General features: G+C 71.5%; 20 protein-coding genes and 1 pseudogene. 10 read left to right on the top strand and 11 right to left on the bottom strand.

The annotated features are described in order from the left end of the window. The 4 genes and pseudogenes from ABZ464_RS45430 to betA form a co-directional block, all read right to left on the bottom strand. Positions 1 to 138 (bottom strand): annotated as a pseudogene (locus ABZ464_RS45430) (glycine/betaine ABC transporter ATP-binding protein); the annotation flags it as partial. Between the two features lie 20 nt (positions 139 to 158). Further along, a complete protein-coding gene (locus ABZ464_RS45425) occupies positions 159 to 1,628 on the bottom strand; it encodes an aldehyde dehydrogenase family protein (protein ID WP_359287810.1) in 1,470 nt (489 codons plus the stop codon). A gap of 190 nt (positions 1,629 to 1,818) precedes the next feature. Next, the gene (locus ABZ464_RS45420; protein ID WP_359287809.1) at positions 1,819 to 2,655 is read right to left on the bottom strand and encodes a 5,10-methylenetetrahydrofolate reductase; all 837 of its coding nucleotides are present in this window, start codon (positions 2,653 to 2,655) and stop codon (positions 1,819 to 1,821) included. Positions 2,656 to 2,658: 3 nt separating this feature from the next. Continuing rightward, positions 2,659 to 4,329 (bottom strand): choline dehydrogenase, encoded by a 1,671-nt coding sequence (gene betA / locus ABZ464_RS45415; protein ID WP_359287808.1) that lies wholly within the window; start codon positions 4,327 to 4,329, stop codon positions 2,659 to 2,661. 216 nt (positions 4,330 to 4,545) lie between these two features. Here betA and ABZ464_RS45410 point away from each other — a divergent pair, with 216 nt between their 5' ends. Further along, on the top strand, positions 4,546 to 5,292 hold the full coding sequence (locus ABZ464_RS45410; RefSeq protein ID WP_359287817.1) for an IclR family transcriptional regulator: 747 nt from the start codon (positions 4,546 to 4,548) through the stop codon (positions 5,290 to 5,292). 16 nt (positions 5,293 to 5,308) lie between these two features. Here ABZ464_RS45410 and ABZ464_RS45405 read toward each other — a convergent pair whose 3' ends face one another. The 5 genes from ABZ464_RS45405 to ABZ464_RS45385 form a co-directional block, all read right to left on the bottom strand. Further along, on the bottom strand, positions 5,309 to 6,439 hold the full coding sequence (locus ABZ464_RS45405; protein WP_359287807.1) for an aromatic ring-hydroxylating dioxygenase subunit alpha: 1,131 nt from the start codon (positions 6,437 to 6,439) through the stop codon (positions 5,309 to 5,311). Positions 6,440 to 6,523: 84 nt separating this feature from the next. After that, positions 6,524 to 7,687: an FAD-dependent oxidoreductase gene (locus tag ABZ464_RS45400; protein WP_359287806.1), complete on the bottom strand. Its 1,164-nt coding sequence runs from the start codon at positions 7,685 to 7,687 to the stop codon at positions 6,524 to 6,526. Next, complete coding sequence (locus tag ABZ464_RS45395) at positions 7,684 to 8,046, bottom strand: bifunctional 3-phenylpropionate/cinnamic acid dioxygenase ferredoxin subunit (RefSeq protein ID WP_359287805.1); 363 nt, start codon at positions 8,044 to 8,046, stop codon at positions 7,684 to 7,686. The genes ABZ464_RS45400 and ABZ464_RS45395 overlap by 4 nt, the downstream gene beginning before the upstream one ends. A gap of 196 nt (positions 8,047 to 8,242) precedes the next feature. Next, positions 8,243 to 8,875 (bottom strand): MBL fold metallo-hydrolase, encoded by a 633-nt coding sequence (locus tag ABZ464_RS45390; protein WP_359287804.1) that lies wholly within the window; start codon positions 8,873 to 8,875, stop codon positions 8,243 to 8,245. Further along, a complete protein-coding gene (locus tag ABZ464_RS45385; RefSeq protein WP_359287803.1) occupies positions 8,875 to 9,960 on the bottom strand; it encodes an S-(hydroxymethyl)mycothiol dehydrogenase in 1,086 nt (361 codons plus the stop codon). Before ABZ464_RS45385 ends, ABZ464_RS45390 begins: the two co-directional genes overlap by 1 nt. A gap of 195 nt (positions 9,961 to 10,155) precedes the next feature. Between ABZ464_RS45385 and ABZ464_RS45380 the strand changes: the two genes are divergently transcribed. Genes ABZ464_RS45380 through ABZ464_RS45365 form a run of 4 tightly spaced genes read left to right on the top strand, consistent with a single transcriptional unit; the run spans position 10,156 to position 13,119 of the window. Further along, positions 10,156 to 10,737: a hypothetical protein gene (locus tag ABZ464_RS45380; RefSeq protein ID WP_359287802.1), complete on the top strand. Its 582-nt coding sequence runs from the start codon at positions 10,156 to 10,158 to the stop codon at positions 10,735 to 10,737. Positions 10,738 to 10,759: 22 nt separating this feature from the next. Beyond that, positions 10,760 to 11,095, top strand: coding sequence for a hypothetical protein (locus tag ABZ464_RS45375; RefSeq protein ID WP_359287801.1), 336 nt, complete (start codon positions 10,760 to 10,762; stop codon positions 11,093 to 11,095). A 29-nt stretch (positions 11,096 to 11,124) separates the two neighbouring features. Then, the gene (locus ABZ464_RS45370; RefSeq protein WP_359287800.1) at positions 11,125 to 11,874 is read left to right on the top strand and encodes an MBL fold metallo-hydrolase; all 750 of its coding nucleotides are present in this window, start codon (positions 11,125 to 11,127) and stop codon (positions 11,872 to 11,874) included. A 9-nt stretch (positions 11,875 to 11,883) separates the two neighbouring features. Beyond that, the gene (locus tag ABZ464_RS45365) at positions 11,884 to 13,119 is read left to right on the top strand and encodes a DUF4032 domain-containing protein (RefSeq protein ID WP_359287799.1); all 1,236 of its coding nucleotides are present in this window, start codon (positions 11,884 to 11,886) and stop codon (positions 13,117 to 13,119) included. Positions 13,120 to 13,150: 31 nt separating this feature from the next. Here the strand turns inward: ABZ464_RS45365 and ABZ464_RS45360 are convergent, their stop codons facing one another. Next, positions 13,151 to 14,023 (bottom strand): universal stress protein, encoded by an 873-nt coding sequence (locus ABZ464_RS45360; RefSeq protein WP_359287798.1) that lies wholly within the window; start codon positions 14,021 to 14,023, stop codon positions 13,151 to 13,153. A 61-nt stretch (positions 14,024 to 14,084) separates the two neighbouring features. Here ABZ464_RS45360 and ABZ464_RS45355 point away from each other — a divergent pair, with 61 nt between their 5' ends. The 5 genes from ABZ464_RS45355 (at position 14,085) to ABZ464_RS45335 (ending at position 18,789) form a co-directional block, all read left to right on the top strand. Beyond that, positions 14,085 to 14,441 (top strand): VOC family protein, encoded by a 357-nt coding sequence (locus ABZ464_RS45355; RefSeq protein ID WP_359287797.1) that lies wholly within the window; start codon positions 14,085 to 14,087, stop codon positions 14,439 to 14,441. Positions 14,442 to 14,585: 144 nt separating this feature from the next. After that, positions 14,586 to 16,262 carry an FAD-dependent oxidoreductase gene (locus ABZ464_RS45350; RefSeq protein ID WP_359287796.1) on the top strand — a complete coding sequence of 559 codons (1,677 nt, stop codon included), beginning with the start codon at positions 14,586 to 14,588 and terminating at the stop codon, positions 16,260 to 16,262. Positions 16,263 to 16,273: 11 nt separating this feature from the next. Beyond that, positions 16,274 to 17,734: an ATP-binding protein gene (locus ABZ464_RS45345; RefSeq protein WP_359287816.1), complete on the top strand. Its 1,461-nt coding sequence runs from the start codon at positions 16,274 to 16,276 to the stop codon at positions 17,732 to 17,734. Beyond that, the gene (locus ABZ464_RS45340; RefSeq protein WP_359287795.1) at positions 17,731 to 18,087 is read left to right on the top strand and encodes a UBP-type zinc finger domain-containing protein; all 357 of its coding nucleotides are present in this window, start codon (positions 17,731 to 17,733) and stop codon (positions 18,085 to 18,087) included. Before ABZ464_RS45345 ends, ABZ464_RS45340 begins: the two co-directional genes overlap by 4 nt. Positions 18,088 to 18,225: 138 nt before the next feature. Beyond that, positions 18,226 to 18,789, top strand: a complete 564-nt coding sequence (locus tag ABZ464_RS45335) for a hypothetical protein (protein ID WP_359287794.1) — start codon at positions 18,226 to 18,228, stop codon at positions 18,787 to 18,789. 33 nt (positions 18,790 to 18,822) lie between these two features. Here the strand turns inward: ABZ464_RS45335 and ABZ464_RS45330 are convergent, their stop codons facing one another. Further along, positions 18,823 to 20,595: a M4 family metallopeptidase gene (locus ABZ464_RS45330; RefSeq protein WP_359287815.1), complete on the bottom strand. Its 1,773-nt coding sequence runs from the start codon at positions 20,593 to 20,595 to the stop codon at positions 18,823 to 18,825. Positions 20,596 to 20,740: the final 145 nt, after the last annotated feature.

Below are 20,740 nucleotides of genomic sequence, written 5' to 3'. Positions count from 1 at the left end.
CAGCTCCGCGTCACCCGGCACCCGCTCGGCCTTCGGCCCGAACACCTTCCACAGATTGCGCACGGAGATGACCGGAGCGCCGTCCTCATCCTGAGGCGTGCCGCGCCGCTGGGATACCTCGGTCTGCGTGGGGGTCACGATCGCCCTCTTTTCGGCGTTCAGCCGCGGAACCAGTGCTGCGGCCGGGGTTGGATGTTCTGCCAGATGTGCTTGGGCTCTCGGTACTCGTTCAGGCCGGTCGGTCCCAGCTCGCGGCCCACGCCCGAGTGTCCGAAACCACCCCATTCCGCTTGCGGCACATAGGGGTGGTAGTCATTGATCCACACCGTGCCGTGGCGCAGCCGCCGGGCGACCCGCTGGGCTTTTCCGGCGTCCTGGGTCCAGACGGCTCCGGCGAGGCCGTACTCGGTGTCGTTGGCGATCCGTACGGCGTCGTCCTCGTCGGTGAAGCGCTCCACGGTCAGCACGGGTCCGAAGGACTCCTCGTGGACCACGCGCATGTCCTGCCGGCACTCGTCGAGGACGGTCGGCGGGTAGTAGTGGCCGTCCGCGAGGGCGGGGTCGGTGGGGCGCTCGCCGCCGCAGCGCAGGACGGCGCCCTCGGCGAGGCCGGCCGCGACGTACGCCTCGACCTTGGCCAGGTGCTGGGCGGAGATCAGCGCGCCGGTCTCGGCCTCGGGGTCGAAGGGGCCGCCGAGCCGGATCCGGCGGGCCCGGCGCACGATCTCGTCGACGAGCCGATCGTGCAGGGCGTCCTCGACGATCAGGCGGGCGCCGGCCGAGCAGACCTGGCCCGAGTGCAGGAAGACGGCGGTGAGGGCGAAGTCCACGGCCGTCTCGAAGTCGGCGTCGGCGAAGATCACGTTGGGGTTCTTGCCGCCGAGCTCCAGCGCGACCTTCTTCACGGTCGCCGCGGAGGTGGCCATGATCCGCTTGCCGGTCTCCAGGCCGCCGGTGAAGGAGACCAGGTCGACGGCGGGGTGCTCGGAGAGCGGGGCGCCGACCTCGGGTCCGCCGCCCAGGACGAGGTTGCCCACGCCGGCCGGGAGTCCGGCCTCCTCCAGTGCCTTCAGCAGGAGGATGGAGGTGGAGGGGGTGAGCTCGCTGGGCTTCAGGACGAAGGTGTTGCCGGCCAGCAGGGCGGGGGCCACCTTCCAGGACGCCTGGAGGAGGGGGTAGTTCCAGGGGGTGATCAGCCCGCACACGCCGACGGGTTCGTAGACCACGCGGCTCACGGCGTCGTCGCGGCCGGTGTCGATCACGCGGCCCGCGTCGGTTCCGCCGAGGCCACCGTAGTATCGGAAGCAGGAGACGACGTCGGCGATGTCGTACTCGCTCTCCACCAGCCGCTTGCCGGTGTCGAGGGATTCGGCGCGGGCGAACAGCTTGGCGTCGCGCTCGATGAGGTCGGCGGTGCGCAGCAGCAGGGCGCCGCGCTCTCGCTCGGGGGTCTGCGGCCAGGGGCCCTCGTCGAAGGCCCGACGGGCCGCGGCGATCGCCGCCTCGGTGTCGGGACGCGTCCCTTCCGATACGGTCGCGGAGAGCGTGCCGTCGGCGGGACATCGGATGTCACGGCGGCCTCCGGCCACCGGCTCCCGCCATTCACCGTCCACATACAGGTCTGCCACGCGCCAAGCCCTTCAGCTGAAATGCGTTGCGCATTGTGCATTCAATTGCTTGTGGTGGAACACCCTGGCCAATGTACGGACATCCGTCAAGAGGTTGGCGGATGACGATTTCGCAGGGGGTGCGTATCGCTCACAGGGTTGTGCATGACGCATCGACGGAGCGGCTCGAGAGGGTTGTATACGGCTCTCGTCAGTCCGCGAGCCGGTCCAGCAGGGCCCGCCGCCATCGCTCCGTCTCGGCGATCTGGTTGAACGTGAACACATGGAGGCCCGCGACGCCCGCGGAGGGCGCCGTGAGGGCCTCCTCGGCGCGCCCGAGCAGCCTCTCGGGCGCATAGCCCCCGGGCGTGGCGAAGCGCAGGAACCACGACGCGTGCCTGGTCAGGAACCGCGTCGACTCCCCCACGCCGATCTTCGTCGCCATGGCGAGCAGTTTGGCCCGCTGCACGGGGCCGGCGACGCCCACGTGCACGGGCAGGACGACGTCCCGGCGCCGGATCCGGGCGATCCAGTCACCGAGCACGCGCGCGTCGAAACAGAGGTTGCTCACGATGTACGTGGCGTGCTCACGCTTGTCCCACATCGCCTGGATGGTGAGGTCGTCGTGGATGAGGGGATGGCTCTCGGGGTAACCGGTGATGCCCACGCGGGCGAAGGGGCTGTCCAGCTCGCTCAGCCTGCGCAGGACCGGCAGGGCGCCGTCGTAGGCCCCCGCGGGCGCGTTCGCGTCGCCCGCGGGCACGAAGACGTCGTCCACGCCCGCCTCGCGGAGCCGGCCGGTGACCTCCTTGAGGTGCGCGTCGTCCCGCAGCAGCCGCGCGGGCACGTGCGGGACGACGCGGTAGCCGTGCCCCGCGAGGCGCGCCGTGAGGTCGAGGGTCGGTTCCAGGCCCTTGACCGGCGACGCCGTCACCGTGACGACGACATCGCGCGGCACATGGGCGAGGACCTTCTCCTCGGTCGCCTTCGCGGGCAGTACCTCGTAGCGGACGCGCTCCAGCAGCGTCCGCAGCCCGTCGGCGGCCAAGGTCTACCCGGCCTGCTTCTCGGCGTCGCGGTGACGGTAGTAGGCGGCCTTGGACGGGGAGAGGGGCTCCTTGCCGAGGATCAGGTCGGCGGCCTTCTCCGCGATCATCATCACCGGGGCGTAGATGTTGCCGTTGGTGACGTAGGGCATGACCGAGGCGTCGACGACGCGCAGGCCCTCCACGCCGTGCACCCGCATGCTGGTGGGGTCGACGACGGACATCTCGTCGGTGCCCATCTTGCACGTGCAGGAGGGGTGCAGGGCGGTCTCGCCGTCCTTGGCGACCCAGGCGAGGATCTCCTCGTCGGTCTCCACCGACGGGCCGGGCGAGATCTCCCCGTCGTTGTAGGGGGCGAGCGCGGGCTGGTTGAGGAGCTTGCGGGCGACCCTGATCGCCTCGACCCACTCGCGGCGGTCCTGCTCGGTGGAGAGGTAGTTGAAGCGCAGGGCGGGGTGCTCGCTCGGGTCCTTGCTCTTGATCTTCACCGAGCCGATCGCGTCGGAGTACATCGGCCCGACGTGGACCTGGTAGCCGTGGCCGCCGGCCGGCACCGAGCCGTCGTAGCGGACGGCGATGGGCAGGAAGTGGAACATCAGGTTGGGGTAGTCCACGTCGTCGTTGCTGCGGGCGAAGCCGCCGGCCTCGAAGTGGTTCGTCGCGGCCGGCCCCTTGCGGAACAGCCACTGCAGGCCGATGAAGGGGGCGCGCCACTTCGCCAGGTACGGCTGCATGGAGACGGGCTGCTTGCAGCCGTACTGGATGTAGACCTCGAGGTGGTCCTGCATGTTCTCGCCGACGCCGGGAAGGTCGTGGACGACGTCGATGCCCAGGGAGCGCAGTTCCTCGGCGTTGCCGACGCCGGAGAGCTGGAGGAGCTGCGGGGAGTTGATCGCGCCGCCGCAGAGGATGACTTCCTTGGCGCGGACCTGCTTGAGGGCGCCGCGGCCCTTGCGGTACTCGACGCCGACGGCCTTCTTGCCCTCGAACAGCACGCGGGTGACCAGGGCGCGGGTGGTGACGGTGAGGTTGGACCGCTTGCGGGCGGGCTTGAGGTAGGCCTTGGAGGCCGACAGCCGGCGTCCGCGGGAGACGTTGCGGTCGAACTTGGCGAACCCCTCCTGCCGGTAACCGTTGACGTCGTCGGTGGGCGGGTAGCCCGCCTCCTCGGTGGCCTTGAGGAAGGCGCCGAACAGCGGGTTGTCGGCCGGGCCGCGTTCGAGGACGAGGGGCCCGTCGTGGCCGCGGAACTCGTCGTCGGGGTCGGCGGCCAGACAGTTCTCCATCCGCCGGAAGTACGGCAGACAGTGCGCGTAGTCCCAGCTCTCCATGCCGGGGTCGGCCGCCCAGCGCTCGTAGTCCAGGGGATTGCCGCGCTGGAAGATCATGCCGTTGATGCTGCTGGAACCGCCGAGCACCTTGCCGCGCGCGTGGTAGACGCGGCGGCCGCCCATGTGGGGCTCGGGCTCGGACTCGTACTTCCAGTCGTAGAAGCGGCTGCCGATCGGATACGTCAGGGCGGCCGGCATGTGGATGAACACGTCCCACGGGTAGTCGGACCGGCCGGCCTCCAGTACCAGGACCCGGTTCGACGGATCCGCGGAGAGCCTGTTCGCCAGTGCGCTGCCGGCCGATCCACCACCGACGATGACGAAGTCGTACTGCAGGGAAGCCATGGAGCCCTCGTCTCGCTTGCGCCATAGATTGTGCGACTGATAGTGCGACGCATGCTAATACCAGTAGCGCTATACGCACTAGGTTGCGTGCCACGCAACTTGCATGGCCTTGATTTCGATCGGGTTACTTGCAAAGGCGTTGTTTACTACACGTATAGTTGCGCTGTGAGCAACTACAGCACAGACACCGAAACGTCGAGTTCACAGTCCGGCGGAGTGCAGTCGGTCGACCGCGCCATCAGCGTGCTGGAAATCCTGGCCCAGCGCGGCGAGGCGGGCGTGAGCGAGGTGGCCGCCGAGATCGATGTTCACAAGTCCACCGCGTTCCGCCTGCTCGGCGCCCTGGAGGCGCGCGGTCTGGTGGAGCAGGCGGGCGAGCGCGGCAAGTACCGGCTCGGCTTCGGCATCGTACGCCTGGCCGGCGCGGTCACGGGACGTCTCGACATCACCCAGCAGGGCCGTCCCGTCTGTGAGCGCCTCGCGGAGGAGATCGGCGAGACGGTCAACATCGCGGTCATGCAGGAGCACTACGCGATCAATCTGTACCAGGTGCGCGGTCCGGCGGCCGTCGCCGCGCACAACTGGGTCGGTGAGCTGACCCCGCTGCACGCGACGTCGAGCGGCAAGGTCCTGCTGGCCCATCTGCCCGCCAAGGAGCGGGCCGCGGTGCTGGCGAAGTCCGGCCTGGAGAAGGTCGGCCCGCACACGATCACCGCGAAGACGAAGCTGGAGAAGAACCTGGTGGAGGCCCGGGAGCGGGGCTACGCCTGGACGCTGGAGGAGCTGGAGATCGGGCTGCACGCGATGGCCGCCCCGATCAGGGACCGGGACGGCGTGGTCATCGCGGCGCTCAGCGCGTCGGGCCCCTCGTACCGCTTCACCGAGGAGCGGCTGCACGAGCTCTCCCCTGTTCTCCTCAAGGGCGCGGCGGAGATCAGCCACCGCATGGGCTACCTGGGCTGAGTCACCCCGGGGGGCGTCACCCCTGGGGGGTGCCGAGGCGTTCGTTGACCCAGTCGTGGAAGGCGCCGATGTGGTGCTCGCTGGGCACCAGGACCCCGCCCTTGGCGTACATCCGGGAGCTCATGCCGGGCTGGGTGCGCTCGCAGGCCTCGAAGTCCTGCACGTTGACCCGGTGGAACAGCTCCACGGACCGGCTGACGTCCTTGCCGCTCTCCACCACGTGCGGCAGGTACAGCCAGTCGCACTCGACGATCGTGCGGTCGACGGCCACCGGGTACATGCGGTGGAAGATGACGTGGTCGGGGACGAGGTTGATGAAGACCTGCGGCTTGACCGTGATCGCGTAGTAGCGGCGGTCCTGGTCCTCGGCCACCCCGGGGATGCGGTCCACGCCCTCGGAGCCGTCCACGGTGAAGCCCTGGATCTCCTCGCCGAACTCCGCGCCGTGCCCCACGTAGTACTGGGCCGCGTATCCGTCCGCGAACTCCGGGAGCACCTCGGTGAGTTCGGGGTGGATGGTGGCGCAGTGGTAGCACTCCATGAAGTTCTCGATGATGAGCTTCCAGTTGGCCTTCACGTCATAGGTGATGCGCTTGCCGACGGAGAGGTTGTCGACGTCGTAGCGCTCGATCGAGGCGACGTCGCCGAGGCGCTCCACGACCGCGCCCAGCACGTCCTCCTCGAAGGAGGGCGGGTTCTCCGCCAGGCACACCCACACATAGCCGAGCCACTCGCGCACGGCGACGGCGGTCAGGCCGTACTCGGTGCGGCCGACGTCGGGCATCTTGGTGAGGTTGGGGGCGGCGACGAGCTTGCCGTTCAGGTCGTAGGTCCAGGCGTGGTACGGGCACTGGAACGCCCGCTTGACCTCACCGGTCTCCTCCGTGCAGAGCTTCGCCCCGCGGTGGCGGCACACATTGAAGTAGGCGCGGATCGAGTTGTCCCGGGCCCGGGTGATCAGGATGGACTCGCGGCCCACGTCCACGGTGCGGAACGCCCCGGGCTTGGCCAGCTCCGAGGCCCGCGCCACGCAGAACCACATGGTCTCGAAGATGTGCTCCTGCTCCTGGGCGAAGATCCCGGGATCCGTGTAGGAGGAGCCGGGAAGGGTGGCGATCAGGCTGTCCGGCAGGCTGGTCGAGGTCACGGTGCACTCCTCGGAAAACGTCGTGGGCGGATCATTCACGCGCCGGCGAGAACGACTCCGCACGGCGTCGAAACATGGGTGAGGTCAGACGGTGGCGGCAGCGAGTTGCTTGCGCCAGCGGGTGAACAGCCGCGGCTGGTTCATCCCGAGCACGGCGACCGGAGTCCCGGCGCGCCGGTAGACGGCCAGGACGTCGCGGTCCCCGGCCGTGCCTTCTTCGACGGTGACGGTGTCGGCGCCGGCCGCGTGACCGGCGAACTGGATCTTCACCCCGTACTGGTCGGACCAGAAGTACGGCGGCTTGGGCACCCCCGGCTGCACCGCCCCGCCCGCGAGCAGCGTGGCGATCGCGGCGTCCGGGCGCTCCCGCGCGCCCGTCCAGTGCTCGACCCGGCGGTGCGCGCCGGCCCGCGGGTCGTACCAGTTGGCGCAGTCGCCGACCGCGACCACGGAGGCGAGGCTGGTGCGGCCGTCGGCGCCGCACTTGACGCCGTTGTCCAGCTCGATGCCCGAGCCGTCGAGCCAGTCGACGCAGGGGCGGGCACCCACTCCGACGACCACGATGTCGGCGGGAACGCTGCGGCCGTCCTCGAGGAGCACGGCGTCGACCCGGGTCTCGCCGCTCAGCCCCTTGACGCCGACCCCGCACAGGAGCCGTACGCCGTGGTCGGCGTGCAGGCCGGAGACGACGGCGCCCATCTCGGCGCCCAGCGGACCGGCCAGCGGCGTGGGCGCCGCCTCGATCACCGTCACGTCGAGCCCGAGGGCGTACGCGGTGGAGGCGACCTCGGCGCCGATGAACCCGCCGCCGATCACCACCAGCCGCCCGCCTGCGGCGAGTTCCGCGCGCAGGGCGCGGGCGTCGTCCAGGGTGCGCAGGGTGTGCACCCCGGTGAGCCCCTCCGAGCCGGGCAGGGTGCGGGCGGCGGCACCGGTGGCCAGGACGATCCCGTCGGCCTTGAGCTCACGCCCGTCGGCGAGCCGTACCGCCCGCTCGGCCCGGTCGAGGCCGATGGCGCGGGAGCCCAGCAGCCACTCGGCGCCCAGGTCCTCCTCCTCGGTCTCCAGGGAGAGGTCAGCCTCGCCCAGGGTGCCCGCGAGGAACTCCTTCGACAGCGGCGGCCGGTCGTAGGGGCGGTGGAGTTCGTCGCCGATGACGACGAGCCGGCCGTCGTAGCCCTGCTTGCGCAGCGAGCGCACGGCCGAGAGACCGGCCAGCGAGGCGCCGACCACGGCCACCGTCCTCACGCGGGACCCCCGGCCAGCCGGGACGCCACGCACGGCGGCAGGTTCGGGGCCGCCTCCGAGACCTTGACGAAGATCATGCCGTCCTCGACGACGACCTCGTGGGTGCGCACCGGCAGCTTGGCCGGCGGCGCGTCCACCGCGCCGGTGCGCAGGTCGAACTTGGAGGCATGCAGCGGACACTCCACCTCACAGCCCTCCAGCCAGCCGTCGGCGAGCGAGGCGTCCTGGTGGGTGCAGGTGTCGTCGATGGCGAAGAGCTCGCCGTCATCGGTGTGGAACACCGAGACCGGCGGGTCGATGTCGAGCCGGAGGGCCTCGCCTCGCGGGAGGTCCTCGAGACGGCACGCGGGAATCATCATGACACCTCGGTGCGTATAGCGAAACGGATTGCGGAAAGCGCAACATTAGTCTGAGGTCGCCCAGAACCCCTGTCAAGGCCTCCGCAGAGCCGCTTCGGACCGCCTCGTCACACGCCCCCGACGCAGCTCGAAACGCCCGCACCACCTGCGCAAACAGGTGGTGCGGGCGCCGTACGGAGGGCTGCGGCGAGGGCGGTCAGAAGCCGCGGTCGATCCACTCCTGGAGGTGCGGGGCCTCCGCGCCGACGGTCGTCGTGTCCCCGTGTCCGGTGTGGACGACGGTGTCCCCGGGCAGCGTCAGCAGCCGGTCGCGGATCGAGTCGACGATGGTCGGGAAATGGCTGTACGACCGTCCCGTGGCCCCGGGGCCGCCCGCGAACAGCGTGTCGCCGCTGAAGAGCGCCGACAGGGCGGGCGCGTACAGGCAGACCGCGCCGGGGGCGTGGCCGGGGGTGTGCAGCACGGCCAGATCGACGCCGGCGACGCTGATGACCTGTCCGTCGGCCAGTTCGCCGTCGGGCGCCCGGTCGGGGTGGGTCTGCTTCCACAGGGGCAGGTCGTCGGGGTGGAGCAGGACCGGGGCGCCGGTGAGCGCGGCGAGGGCGGGGGCGGCGTCGATGTGGTCGTTGTGGGCGTGGGTGCACACGACGGCCGCCAGCCGCCGGTCCCCGACGGCCCGGGCGATCGCGTCGGCGTCATGGGCGGCGTCGACGACGATCACCTCGGTGTCGTCGCCGACGATCCAGACGTTGTTGTCGACGTCCCAGGTGCCGCCGTCCAGGGAGAAGGTCCCGGAGGTGACAAGGTGCTCGATACGGGCGCCGGGCATCAGAGGACCACCACCGAGCGCAGGACGTCGCCGCCGTGCATCCGCTCGAAGGCCTTCTCGACCTCGTCGAGGGCGATGGTCTCGGTGACGAAGGCGTCCAGGTCGAGACGGCCCTGGAGGTAGAGGTCGACGAGCATCGGGAAGTCGCGGGAGGGCAGGCAGTCGCCGTACCAGGAGGACTTCAGCGAGCCGCCGCGTCCGAAGACGTCCAGGAGCGGAAGTTCGAGCTTCATCTCCGGGGTGGGGACGCCGACCAGGACGACCGTGCCGGCCAGGTCGCGGCCGTAGAAGGCCTGCTGGTACGTCTCCGGGCGGCCGACCGCCTCGATGACCACGTCCGCGCCGAAGCCGCCGGTCAGCTCGCGGATCGCCTCGACCGCGTCGTTCTCGCGCGAGTTCACGGTGTGGGTGGCGCCCAGCTTCTTCGCGGTCTCCAGCTTGCGGTCGTCGATGTCCACGGCGATGATCTTCGCCGCGCCGGCCAGCCGGGAGCCGACGACGGCCGCGTCCCCGACGCCGCCGCAGCCGATGACGGCCACGCTGTCGCCGCGTCCCACGTTGCCCGTGTTGATCGCCGCGCCGATGCCCGCCATCACCCCGCAGCCGAGCAGTCCGACGGCGGCCGCGGAGGCGGCGGGGTCGACCTTGGTGCACTGCCCGGCGGCGACCAGCGTCTTCTCCGCGAAGGCGCCGATGCCGAGGGCCGGGGACAGCTCGGTGCCGTCGAGGAGGGTCATCCTCTGCCGGGCGTTGTGGGTGTTGAAGCAGTACTGCGGGCGGCCGCGCCGACAGGCCCGGCACTGGCCGCACACGGCGCGCCAGTTCAGGATGACGAAGTCGCCGGGCGCGACGTCGGTGACGCCCTCCCCCACCGACTCCACGATGCCGGCGGCCTCGTGGCCGAGCAGGAAGGGGAAGTCGTCGTTGATGCCGCCCTCGCGGTAGTGCAGATCGGTGTGGCAGACCCCGCAGGCCTGGATCTTGACCAGCGCCTCCCCCGGGCCGGGGTCGGGGACGACGATCGTCTCCAGGCTGACGGGGGCACCCTTCGCGCGTGCGACGACAGCACGGACCTGGTGAGCCATGGCCACTCCTCGGCTGGTACGGGACCTGAGTCTAAAATGTTGCTCAATACGGCACACATCTCATGTGCCGCAACACAGCATCGTGGAGCGCCGAGCAGGGGTCAAGGCTCCGAAAAGGCCGGAACGGTGCGCGTCGTGAAACGGAGCCGGTGCCACCCGTGTCGCCGCCGCCCGGGGCTCCGTACGTTGGCAGGCATGACGCATCCACCGGAGCCCGCGCCGGCCACCGCGCCCCGGTCCGTCCTGCTGCGCCGCTGGCCCACCTGGGCGGGGATCGGGGCGACCGCACTCCTCGCGCTCGACCTGGAGGAGGGCGTCGACCTGGCGCCCGCGCTGGCGGCGTCCGCGCTGATCTATCTGGGCGCCGCCGCGCTACGCCGGCCGTCGGCGGTGTGGCCGCTGTTCCTCGCCGCCACCGTCGCGATCGCCGCGACCGGGGTGCTGGGCGGCGGCGACCTCGATCCGACCTGGGTGCTGCTGGCCCTGGCCGTCCCGCTCCTGTTCTGCGCGCTGCGCCCCGGCGCCCTCGACGCACCCGGCGGCCTGCCCCTGCAGATCGCCGCCATGCTCGCCTTCGGCGGGGCGGCCGCGCTCGCGGTGGGGGTGGGCGGGGACACGGCCGCGTATCTCGTCGCCGGAGGACTGCTCGGGCATGCGCTCTGGGACGCCCGGCACCACCGGATCGACCGGGTGGTGACCCGCCCGTACGCCGAGTTCTGTCTGGTGCTGGACGTCCTGGTCGCCGTGCTGATCGTCGCCGTGACCCTGACGGCATGAGCGGCGCCCCGGGCCCAGGGTCGTGGGGCTGGTCTTGTTCCACTCGGCGCTGGCGATGCCGATGCTGTTCCTCGTCGCCGGGCTCGGCGCCCGGTACTCGATCGACCGGCGCGGCCAGGGCGGCTTCGCCCGTGAGCGGCTGCCGCGCCTCGGCGTCCCGCTGGTGTTCGCGGCCCTGCCCATCATCCCGGTCCCGCAGTGGCTGCGGCTGCGCGCGGCCGAATCCCGGCAACTTGGTGACCCCGCTGCTGTACGAGTACGGGGTGCGCCGGACTACGGTCACGCGCTTCCTGTTCGGGCCGCGCGCCGCCCCGCCGTTGGCGCCCCCGTCCTGATCTGCTTTGCTGTGCCCGTCTGACAGGCTCCTCACCACTCGGGACGACGATCATGGGCGCGGACGTACGACAGGTCGCCGACGGCATCCATCTGGTGCACGGCTCCCACACCAACTGGGTGATCCTCGGCGAGGGGGACGCCGTCACCCTGATCGACACGGGCTACCCCGGCGACCGGAAACAGCTCCTGGAGTCCCTGGCCGCGGTGGGCAGTGCGCCGGAGGCGGTCGCGGCCGTGCTGATCACCCACGCCCACAACGACCACCTGGGCTCCGCCGAGTATCTGCGCTCGACGTACGGCACCCCGGTCCTCGCGCACCGGGCGGAAGTGCCGCACGCCCGCCGGGAGTTCCTCCAGCAGGTGAGCGTCGGCGCTGTGCTGGGGAACGCGTGGCGTCCCGGTGTGGTGCCCTGGCTGGTGCACGTGCTGCGCGTCGGCGGCGCCCAGCAGCACCCGGTCACCGCGCCCGAGGCGTTCCCGGTCGACGACGGCCCGCTGGACCTGCCCGGCCGGCCGGTCCCGGTGCACACCCCGGGGCACACCGACGGCCACTGTGTCTTCCATCTGCCGGACGCCGGGGTGGTGATCTCGGGCGACGCCCTGGTCAGCGGGCACATGACCTCGCGGATCGCGGGACCCCAGCTGCTGCCGGACATGTTCCACCACGAGCGCGCCCGTGCGGTGGCCTCGCTGGACCTGATCGAGCGGCTCGACGCCGAGGTGCTGCTGCCCGGGCACGGACCGGTCCACCTCGGCTCCGTGAAGGCGGCCGCCCAGCAGGCCCGCGAACGCGCCGTCTAAGGTCAGGCCATGGCTTTGCAGATCAGCGCCACGAATCCGGAGCACCCGGCCCTCCTCCTGGAGCTGCCCTGGGACGTGCCCCTGGAGGACTGGCCCGAGGAAGTCCTCGTCCCGCTGCCGCGCGGCATCTCCCGCCACGTGGTGCGCTACGCGCGCGCCGGTGACGAGGTGATCGCCGTCAAGGAACTCGCCGAACGCCCGGCGCTGCGCGAGTACGAACTGCTGCGCGACCTGGACCGGATCGGCATCCCCGCCGTCGATCCGCTGGCCGTGGTCACCGGGCGTACCGACGGCGCCGGGGATCCGTTGGAGTCGGTGCTGGTCACCCGGCATCTGGGCGGCTCGATGCCGTACCGGTCGATGTTCGAGACGACCATGCGTCCGGCGACCATGCACCGGCTGATGGACGCCCTCGCGGTGCTGATCGTGCGGCTGCATCTCGCCGGGTTCGCGTGGGGCGACTGCTCGCTGTCCAACACGCTGTTCCGGCGGGACGCGGGCGCCTACGCCGCGTATCTGGTGGACGCCGAGACCGGTGATCTGCACCCGCAGCTCAGCCCCGGGCAGCGGGAGTACGACCTCGACCTCGCCCGCGTCAACATCAGCGGCGAGCTGCTGGACCTGGAGGCGTCCGGGGCGCTCCACCCGTCGGTGGACCCGATCGAGTTCGGCATGGAGATCTGCGCCCGCTACGGCGCGCTGTGGGAGGAGCTGACCCGCACCTCGGTGTACCCGGCGGGCAAGTACCACTACATCGAGCGCCGCATCCGCCGGCTCAACGACCTGGGCTTCGACGTCGCCGAGATGCAGATCGAGCACTCCCCGGGCGGCGACACCGTCACCTTCGTGCCGAAGGTCGTCGACGCGGGCCACCACCAGCGGCAGCTGCTGCGGCTGACCGGCCTCGACACCGAGGAGAACCAGGCCCGGCGGCTGCTGAACGACCTGGAGAGCTGGATGGCGACCCAGGACGACTACGCGCCGGGCGACCCGCTCGCCGCCCGGCCCGAAGTGCTGGCACACCGGTGGGTGCGGGACGTGTTCCGGCCCACCGTGCGCGCCGTGCCGTTCGAGCTGCGCGGCTCGATGGATCCGGCGGAGATCTACCACGAGCTGCTGGAGCACCGCTGGTATCTGTCGGAGCAGGCGCAGCACGACATCGGGCTGGACACGGCGGTCGAGGACTACCTGGTGAACATCCTGCCCAGGGCACGGGAGACGCTGGAGCCGACCGTGCCCGAGTGAGCCGGGGTGCGGGTGAGGCTCCTGCAGATCGTCAGTCGTGGGGGACGACGGCGACCGGGCAGTCGGCGTGGTGCAGGACGCCGTGCGCGACGGAGCCGATGCGGGCGCCCACGGCGGTGCGGTGGGCGCGCCGGCCGACGACCATCAACTGTGCCCGTCCGGCCACCGACAGCAGTACCTGCCCGGCGCTGCCCATCTCGATGTGCTCGACGACGTGCACGTCCGGGAAGCGCTCCCGCCACGGGCGTACGGCGTCGTCGAGGGCCTTCTTCTCGAACGGCTCCAGGCCGCCGGCCTCGTCGAGCAGCTTGAGCGAGCCGGGGCTGTAGGCGAACACCGGCGGCAGCGACCAGGCGCGCACGACACGGACGCTCGCCCCACGGGCCGCGGCGGTCTCGAAGGCGAAGCGCAGCGCGGCGGCGCTGTCCTCGGGTTCGCCCTGCTGGCCGACGACGATCTCGTGCCCGGCCACCTCGGACGAGGGCTTGTCGCCGGCGCGGACGAGGACGACCGGGCGGGCGGCCTCGGCGATCACCTGCTGGCCGACCGACCCCAGCAGGAACCCGACGACCGGGCCGTGCCCGCGGGAGCCGAGCACCAGCGACTCCGCGTCCGCCGCCGCGGCGAGAAGCGTCTCGACCGGGTGGCCCTCCAGGACGTCGGTGGTGACGGTCAGCCCCGGGTGCCGTTCGGTGACCGTGGCGACCGCCCGCTCGACGGCTTCGCCCACCCAGGCCCGATGGGCGTCGCGGTCGGCGGCCCCGGGCGCGCTGTCGGGCCGGTGCCTCCAGGCGTGCACCACGCGCAGCGCCGTGTCCCGCCGTACGGCCTCCCGCGCCGCCCAGGCGAGCGCCGCGAGGCTCTCGTCCGTCCCGTCGACCCCTGCCGTGATCGGGCCCGTCATCGCACTGCCTCCTGTGTCGTGATCACCTCGTACCGGGCCAGTCTTCACTACGCTGCCCGTCATGACCTTGGAATGGGAACAGGTGATCGTGGACTCGCACGACGCGGCGGCGCTCGGGCGCTGGTGGGCGGACGCGCTCGGCTGGGTGGTGGTGAACAACGCGCCCGACGAGTACGAGATCCGGCCCGCGCCGGACCGGCTGCCCGGCCTGCTGTTCGTCCCCGTCCCGGAGGGCAAGCAGGTCAAGAACCGGCTGCATCTGGACTTCCGGCCGGTCGACCAGCGGGCCGAGGTGAGCAGACTGCTGTCCCTCGGGGCACGGCACGCAGACGTGGGGCAGGGCGAGCAGCCGTGGGTGACGCTGACCGATCCGGAGGGCAACGAGTTCTGCGTCCTGGCGGCGCGGCGGTCGCCTTGACGGTGCGTGCCCCGTCCTGAACCGGGAGCGCACGCTCCGCGGTATCCCTGAGCGGACCGGGGCGATCGAACATACGATGGGCGGAGCCGGCGCGGGGTTCGCCGCGCGTCGGCGAGTCCTGACCGCTCTCGGGGTGGGAGACGTATGACACAGGCCGCCGAAACCGCGCGGACCGTCATCCTGACCGTGGACGACGATCCGGGGGTCTCCCGTGCCGTCGCCCGTGACCTGCGGCGCCGTTACGGCGCCGCGTACCGGATCGTGCGGGCGGAGTCCGGCGAGTCCGCGCTGGAGGCGTTGCGCGAGCTGAAGCTGCGCGGCGACCTGGTGGCGGTGATCCTGGCGGACTACCGCATGCCGCAGATGAACGGCATCGAGTTCCTCGAGCAGGCCCTGGACGTGTACCCGGGCGCCCGGCGCGTGCTGCTGACCGCGTACGCGGACACCAACGCGGCGATCGACGCGATCAACGTCGTCGACCTCGACCACTATCTGCTCAAGCCGTGGGATCCGCCGGAGGAGAAGCTCTACCCCGTCCTGGACGACCTGCTGGACGCCTGGCGGGCCAGCGACTACCGGCCGGTGCCGGCGACGAAGGTGGTCGGGCACCGCTGGTCGGCGCGTTCCTCGGACGTACGGGAGTTCCTGGCGCGCAACCAGGTGCCGTACCGCTGGTACTCCGCCGACGAGCCCGAGGGGGAACGGCTGCTGGCCGCGGCCGGGGCGGACGGGCGGCGGCTGCCGCTGGTGATCACCCCGGAGGGGACGCCGCTGGTCGAGCCGGACGCGCCGGAACTGGCCGCGCACGTGGGTCTGGCGACGACACCGGCGGCCGAGTTCTACGACCTGGTCGTCATCGGCGGCGGTCCGGCGGGACTGGGCTCGGCGGTGTACGGGGCCTCCGAGGGGCTGCGGACGGTGCTCGTGGAGCGGTCGGCGACCGGCGGGCAGGCCGGGCAGAGCTCCCGCATCGAGAACTACCTCGGGTTCCCCGACGGCGTGTCCGGGGCCCAGCTCACCGACCGGGCGCGCCGGCAGGCGACCAAGTTCGGCGCCGAGATCCTCACCGCGCGCGAGGTGACGGGGCTGGAGGTCAACGGGTCGGCGAGGGTCGTACGGTTCTCGGACGGCTCGGCGGTGGCCGCGCACAGCGTGATCCTCGCGACGGGTGTGTCCTACCGGCAGCTCGCGGCGCCGGGCTGCGACGGCCTGACCGGCGCTGGGGTGTTCTACGGCTCGGCGCTCACCGAGGCGGCCTCCTGCCAGGACCAGGACGTGTACATCGTGGGCGGCGCCAACTCGGCCGGGCAGGCGGCGATGTATCTGTCGCGGGGCGCCAAGTCGGTGACGCTGCTGGTGCGCGGCGAGTCGCTGGCGGCGTCGATGTCGTACTACCTGATCCAGCAGATCGACGAGGCGCCGAACATCGTCGTGCGCACCGGCACGGTCGTGGAGTCCGCGCACGGCGACGGGCGGCTGGAGCGGCTGACGCTGCGGGACGTGGAGAACGGCGAGACCGAATCCGTCGACGCGCAGTGGATGTTCGTGTTCATCGGCGCGGCCCCGCTGACCGACTGGCTGGACGGGACCGTGCTGCGCGACGAGCGCGGGTTCATCCTGGCCGGGCCCGATCTCACCGCGGACGGGCGGCCGCCGGCGGGCTGGGAGCTGGACCGGCCGCCGTACCACCTGGAGACCAGCATTCCCGGCGTGTTCGTGGCGGGCGACGCACGCGCCGAGTCGGCCAAGCGGGTCGCGTCCGCCGTCGGAGAGGGAGCCATGGCAGTGATGCTCGTCCACCGGTATCTGGAGCAGTCGTGAGCGGGCGGCGGATGCCGTGCAGCCCGGCGGAGATCGGCTCGCTGTTCCTGTTCGAGAAGCTCACCCCGGAGCAACTGGGCCGGCTGTGCGCCGAGGGGCGGGTGGAGAAGTTCGAGCCCGGGCCGGTGTACGCCGAGGGCGATCCGGCGACCTGCTTCTATGTGATGATCGACGGCACGGTCGTGCTGTCGCGGCGGGTCGGCGGGGACGACGTGGAGGTCACCCGCACCTCGCAGAGCGGGGTGTACGCGGGCGCCATGCAGGCGTATCTGGGCGACCGGGTGCGGCAGGTCTACAACAACTCGATGCGGGTGACGGAGCCGACGCGGTTCTTCGTGGTGCCGGCGGACGTGTTCGCGGACATCATGCGGGACTGGTTCCCGATGGCCGTGCATCTGCTGGAGGGCCTGTTCTTCGGTACGAAGAACACCCAGGCCGCTATCGGGCAGCGGGAACGCCTGCTGGCGCTCGGCTCGTTGTCGGCGGGACTCACGCACGAGCTCAACAACCCGGCCGCGGCGGCCGTGCGGGCCACGGCGACGCTGCGGGAGCGGGTCGCCAAGATGCGGCACAAGCTCGCGCTGATCGCCGAAGGGCCCTTCTCCCGGGACGCGCTGGCGAGTCTGATCGAGGTCCAGGAGCGCACCGCCGAGCGGGTCGCGAAGGCGCCGTCGCTCAGCCCTCTGGAGGCCTCGGACCGGGAGGACGCGCTCACCGAGTGGCTCGAGGACCACGGCATGGACTACGGCTGGCAGTACGCGCCGGTGTTCGTGCAGGCCGGACTGGACGTCGACTGGCTGGAGCAGGTCGCGGCGGCCGTTGCCCCGGAGATCCTGCCGAACGCGGTCGGCTGGCTGAACTACACCATCGAGACCGAGCTGTTGATGTACGAGATCGAGGACTCGACGACCCGGATCTCGCATCTGGTCGACGCGGCCAAGCAGTACTCGCAGCTGGACCGGGCGCCCTACCGGGTGGTGGACGTCCATGAACTCCTCGACAGCACGCTGCTGATGCTGTCGGGGAAGATCGGGCAGCGGATCGAGGTCGTCAAGGAGTACGACCGCACGCTCCCGGAGGTGCCCGCCTATCCGGCGGAGCTGAACCAGGTGTGGACGAACCTCGTGGACAACGCGGTGTTCGCCGTCAACAGCGCGGGCGGCGCGGGTACGTTGACCGTGCGCACGGCGCGGGAGGGCGACCGGCTGCTGGTGGAGTTCCGGGACACCGGTCCCGGCATCCCGGCGGACATCCGCAGCCGTATCTTCGACCCGTTCTTCACCACCAAGCCGGTCGGCGAGGGCACCGGTCTCGGTCTGGACATCTCCTGGCGGATCATCGTCAACAAGCACCACGGCAGCCTCCAGGTGGAGTCGACGCCGGGCGACACCCGCTTCCAGGTCCTGCTGCCCCTGACCGCGCCCGCACCCGAGTCCCAGCCCGAGTCCCAGCCCGCGGAGGAAGCCGTATGACCGAAGCCGACGCCATCGACCCGTCCGTCCCGCCGAGCGGCAGCGGCTGTGTGGACTGCGACGCGGTCGGGGGCTGGTGGTTCCATCTGCGACGCTGTGCGAGCTGCGGCCACATCGGCTGCTGCGATTCCTCCCCCGCCCAGCACGCGACCGCCCACTACAAGGCCACCGGGCATCCGATCGTGCGCAGCTTCGAGCCCGGCGAGGAGTGGTTCTGGGACTACTCGACCGATGAACTCTACGATTCCGGACCGGAGTTGGCGCCCCCGGCCAGCCACCCGGCGGACCAGCCGTCCCCGGGCCCCGCGGGCCGGGTGCCGGCGGACTGGGCGCAGATCCTGCGGCGGGGGTAGGGGCGCTCCGGCTCGGCGCGTGCGCCCCCCGGCACCTCTTCGCCACCCCGGCAACGGGGGTGAACGACCCTCGCGGGCATACAAGCTGCCCATACGCTCACGGAGCTCAGCCGTCGTACCGCAGGCACCAGGAGACCCGTGAACCACCGCACCACCGCAGCCGCTCTGGCGTCCTGCGCTCTCGCCGTCGCCGTACTCACCGCCTGTGGCTCGGGGGATCCGGCCGCGAGCCACAAGGAACCGGCGGCAGGGGAGCAGACGCCCGCGGTGGGCACCACGGCCCCGTCGGCGGGGTCGCGGGCACCGGCCGGAACGCCGTCCCCCGCCGCCTCCGGTGCGGCCTCCGCCACTCCGGAGGCGGCGGGCGGCAGTTCCAGGGCCGCCACGTCGCCCTCCGCGACGCGTCAGGCGGCGAAGGGCAAGGCGGCGCTGCCGCCGCGCCCCGACCGTGACGGCGAGGGCGCCTATGTGCGGGCGCTCACCGCGATCGACCCGGACATCGTGCACGACAAGGAGGACGAGGCCGTCGAGCGCGGCCGCGACCAGTGCGCCACGATCCACGACCACCCCGGGGACCGGGAGGAGCAGATCGGCGCCGCGATGCAGCGCTTCGTCTCTCCCGGTCACCCGGACGGCTTCGGCCGCGTCAAGAGCACACGGATCGTCGACGCCGTGCACACCAACCTCTGCCCCGACTACTGACGGGACGGAGCCGGATCGGCCCGGCCGGAGCCGTCAGCGCACGGCGGGCGGCACGTTCGCCGCGGTGACGTTGACGGCGGCCCAGGCCCTGTCCACCGTCTTGTACTCCACCCCGTCCCGGCCGTACAGGTCCCGGGCCGCCCTCAGCGTCGCGAGGCGCGCGTCGTGGAAGTCGGTCGTGGAGACCATGTAGCGGGTCAGGGCACGGTAGAAGATCTTGGTGGCCTTGGCCCGGCCGATGCCCTTCACCGCGGCGCCGTCGTAGGTCGGCGAGTCATAGGTGACCGCGCCGATCTTCTTCCGTCCGCTGCCCTCGGCGAGCAGGTAGTACGCGTGCGAGGAGACGCCGGAGCCGGCGTGGACCTCGGTGTAGTACGTCTCGGGCGACCAGTAGTCGATCGCGCCCTCGAGGACGTCCAGGGACGGCCGGTCGAGGCGGCGCAGGAACTTCTGGTCCAGGCCGAGCTTCTCGCCGACGAGGTAGTTCGGCGGGTTCTTGGGGTTGTTGGCGCTGAACTCGACGTTGGAGCCGAAGATGTCCGCGAGGGACTCGTTCAGCGACCCCGGCTCGCCGTACTGGTTGCCGTCTCCGTCGACGAAGGTCGGCTCCAGGCGGGCGGTCGCGTCGACGACGCCGTGGGTGAGCTCGTGGCCGGTGACGTCCAGGACGACGAGGGGCTTCTTGAACATGTCGCCGTCGCCGTCGCCGTACAGCATGCAGTCGCAGGCCGGGTCCCAGAACGCGTTGGCCACCTTGTTGCCGAAGTGGACCATGGCGCGGGCGCCCTTGCCGTTGTTCTCGATGCCCTTGCGGCCGAAGGTCTTCTTGTAGAAGTCCAGCGTCTGGATGACGCCGTACTGGGCGTCGACGGCGGCGCTGGCGCGGCTGGAGAGGGCGCCGTTGCCCCACTTGTTGGTGGTGCTGGTGAACTTCGTGCCGCGCGCGAAGTTCTCCTGCTCCTTGTTCTTGGCGTCCCGGGTCTCGGTGCCCCAGTGGGTGGGGTCCTTGAGCAGATAGCTGCGGGCCGCGGTGCGGGTGGTGGTGAGCGGCACCTTGCCGACGAACAGGGAGCTGCCCGTGCCCTTGGCGGTGGTGGGGTAGCGGGCGGCTGCCGAGGGGGCCGCCGTGAGACGGGCGGACAGCGGGGCGATGCCGGTGGCGGGGTCGAGGGTCTCGCCTCGCTCGCGCAGGGTGTCGACCAGGCCGGGCGAGAGGAACTCGTCGCTGTCGGGCGTGTTGCTGCGCACCTTGCCGGTGACGGCGTCCACGACGACCGTGCGGGAGCCGCCGGCCTCGGTGGTGTCGCTGTCGGTCACCTGGACCTGGTAGGCGAGCGCGGAGGCGCCGCCGCGGGCGTCCACGACGAGTTCGGCGGTCCCCGCGTCGCCCTTGGCCACGGCGGCGGCCTTGGCCTCGGCCTCGGCGGCCGTCAGCTCGGCCCGCACGGTGGCGGGCGCGACCTTGTGGTCCGCGGCGCGGGTCGCACCGGCGTAGGCGAGGCTCTTGGTGAGGTGGACGACGAGGTCGCCGCCGAGGACGGGCATGCCCTGGTGGGTCCGGACGAACCGGACGTGGCGGGCGCCCTCGGGGTCGATCAGCACGTCCTGCGGCTGAAGGGCGTCGTCCTGACCGACGCCGGTGGCCGAGGCGTGGGCGAAGGCGGCGGCACGGGCGGCCCGCACGACGGCGGTGCCCTGGGCGTCGGCGGTGGTCGTGGCCCGCGTCTCCCCCGCGGACGGGCCCGCGAAGGCCGTGCCTGCCAGGCCCGTGGCGGCCGTGGTGACGGCGACGGCGACCGCCAGCATGCGTATGGGTGCGCTACGCAAAGGTGAGGGTTCCTTCGTTCAGGCGGCGTGGGTTCCCCAACCGCCGTGAGACATGGCGCCGTTGGGCGCCAAGGGGCTGGTCGGGCCCCGGAGGCCCACCCTTACGGATGCGTCATGCACATGT

The sequence above is a fragment of the Streptomyces sp. NPDC005820 genome (genome assembly GCF_040630255.1).
Classification (GTDB): Bacteria; Actinomycetota; Actinomycetes; order Streptomycetales; family Streptomycetaceae; genus Streptomyces.
Note: the sequence above shows the minus strand (reverse complement) of the source record. Positions and strands in the feature narration are given on the sequence as shown.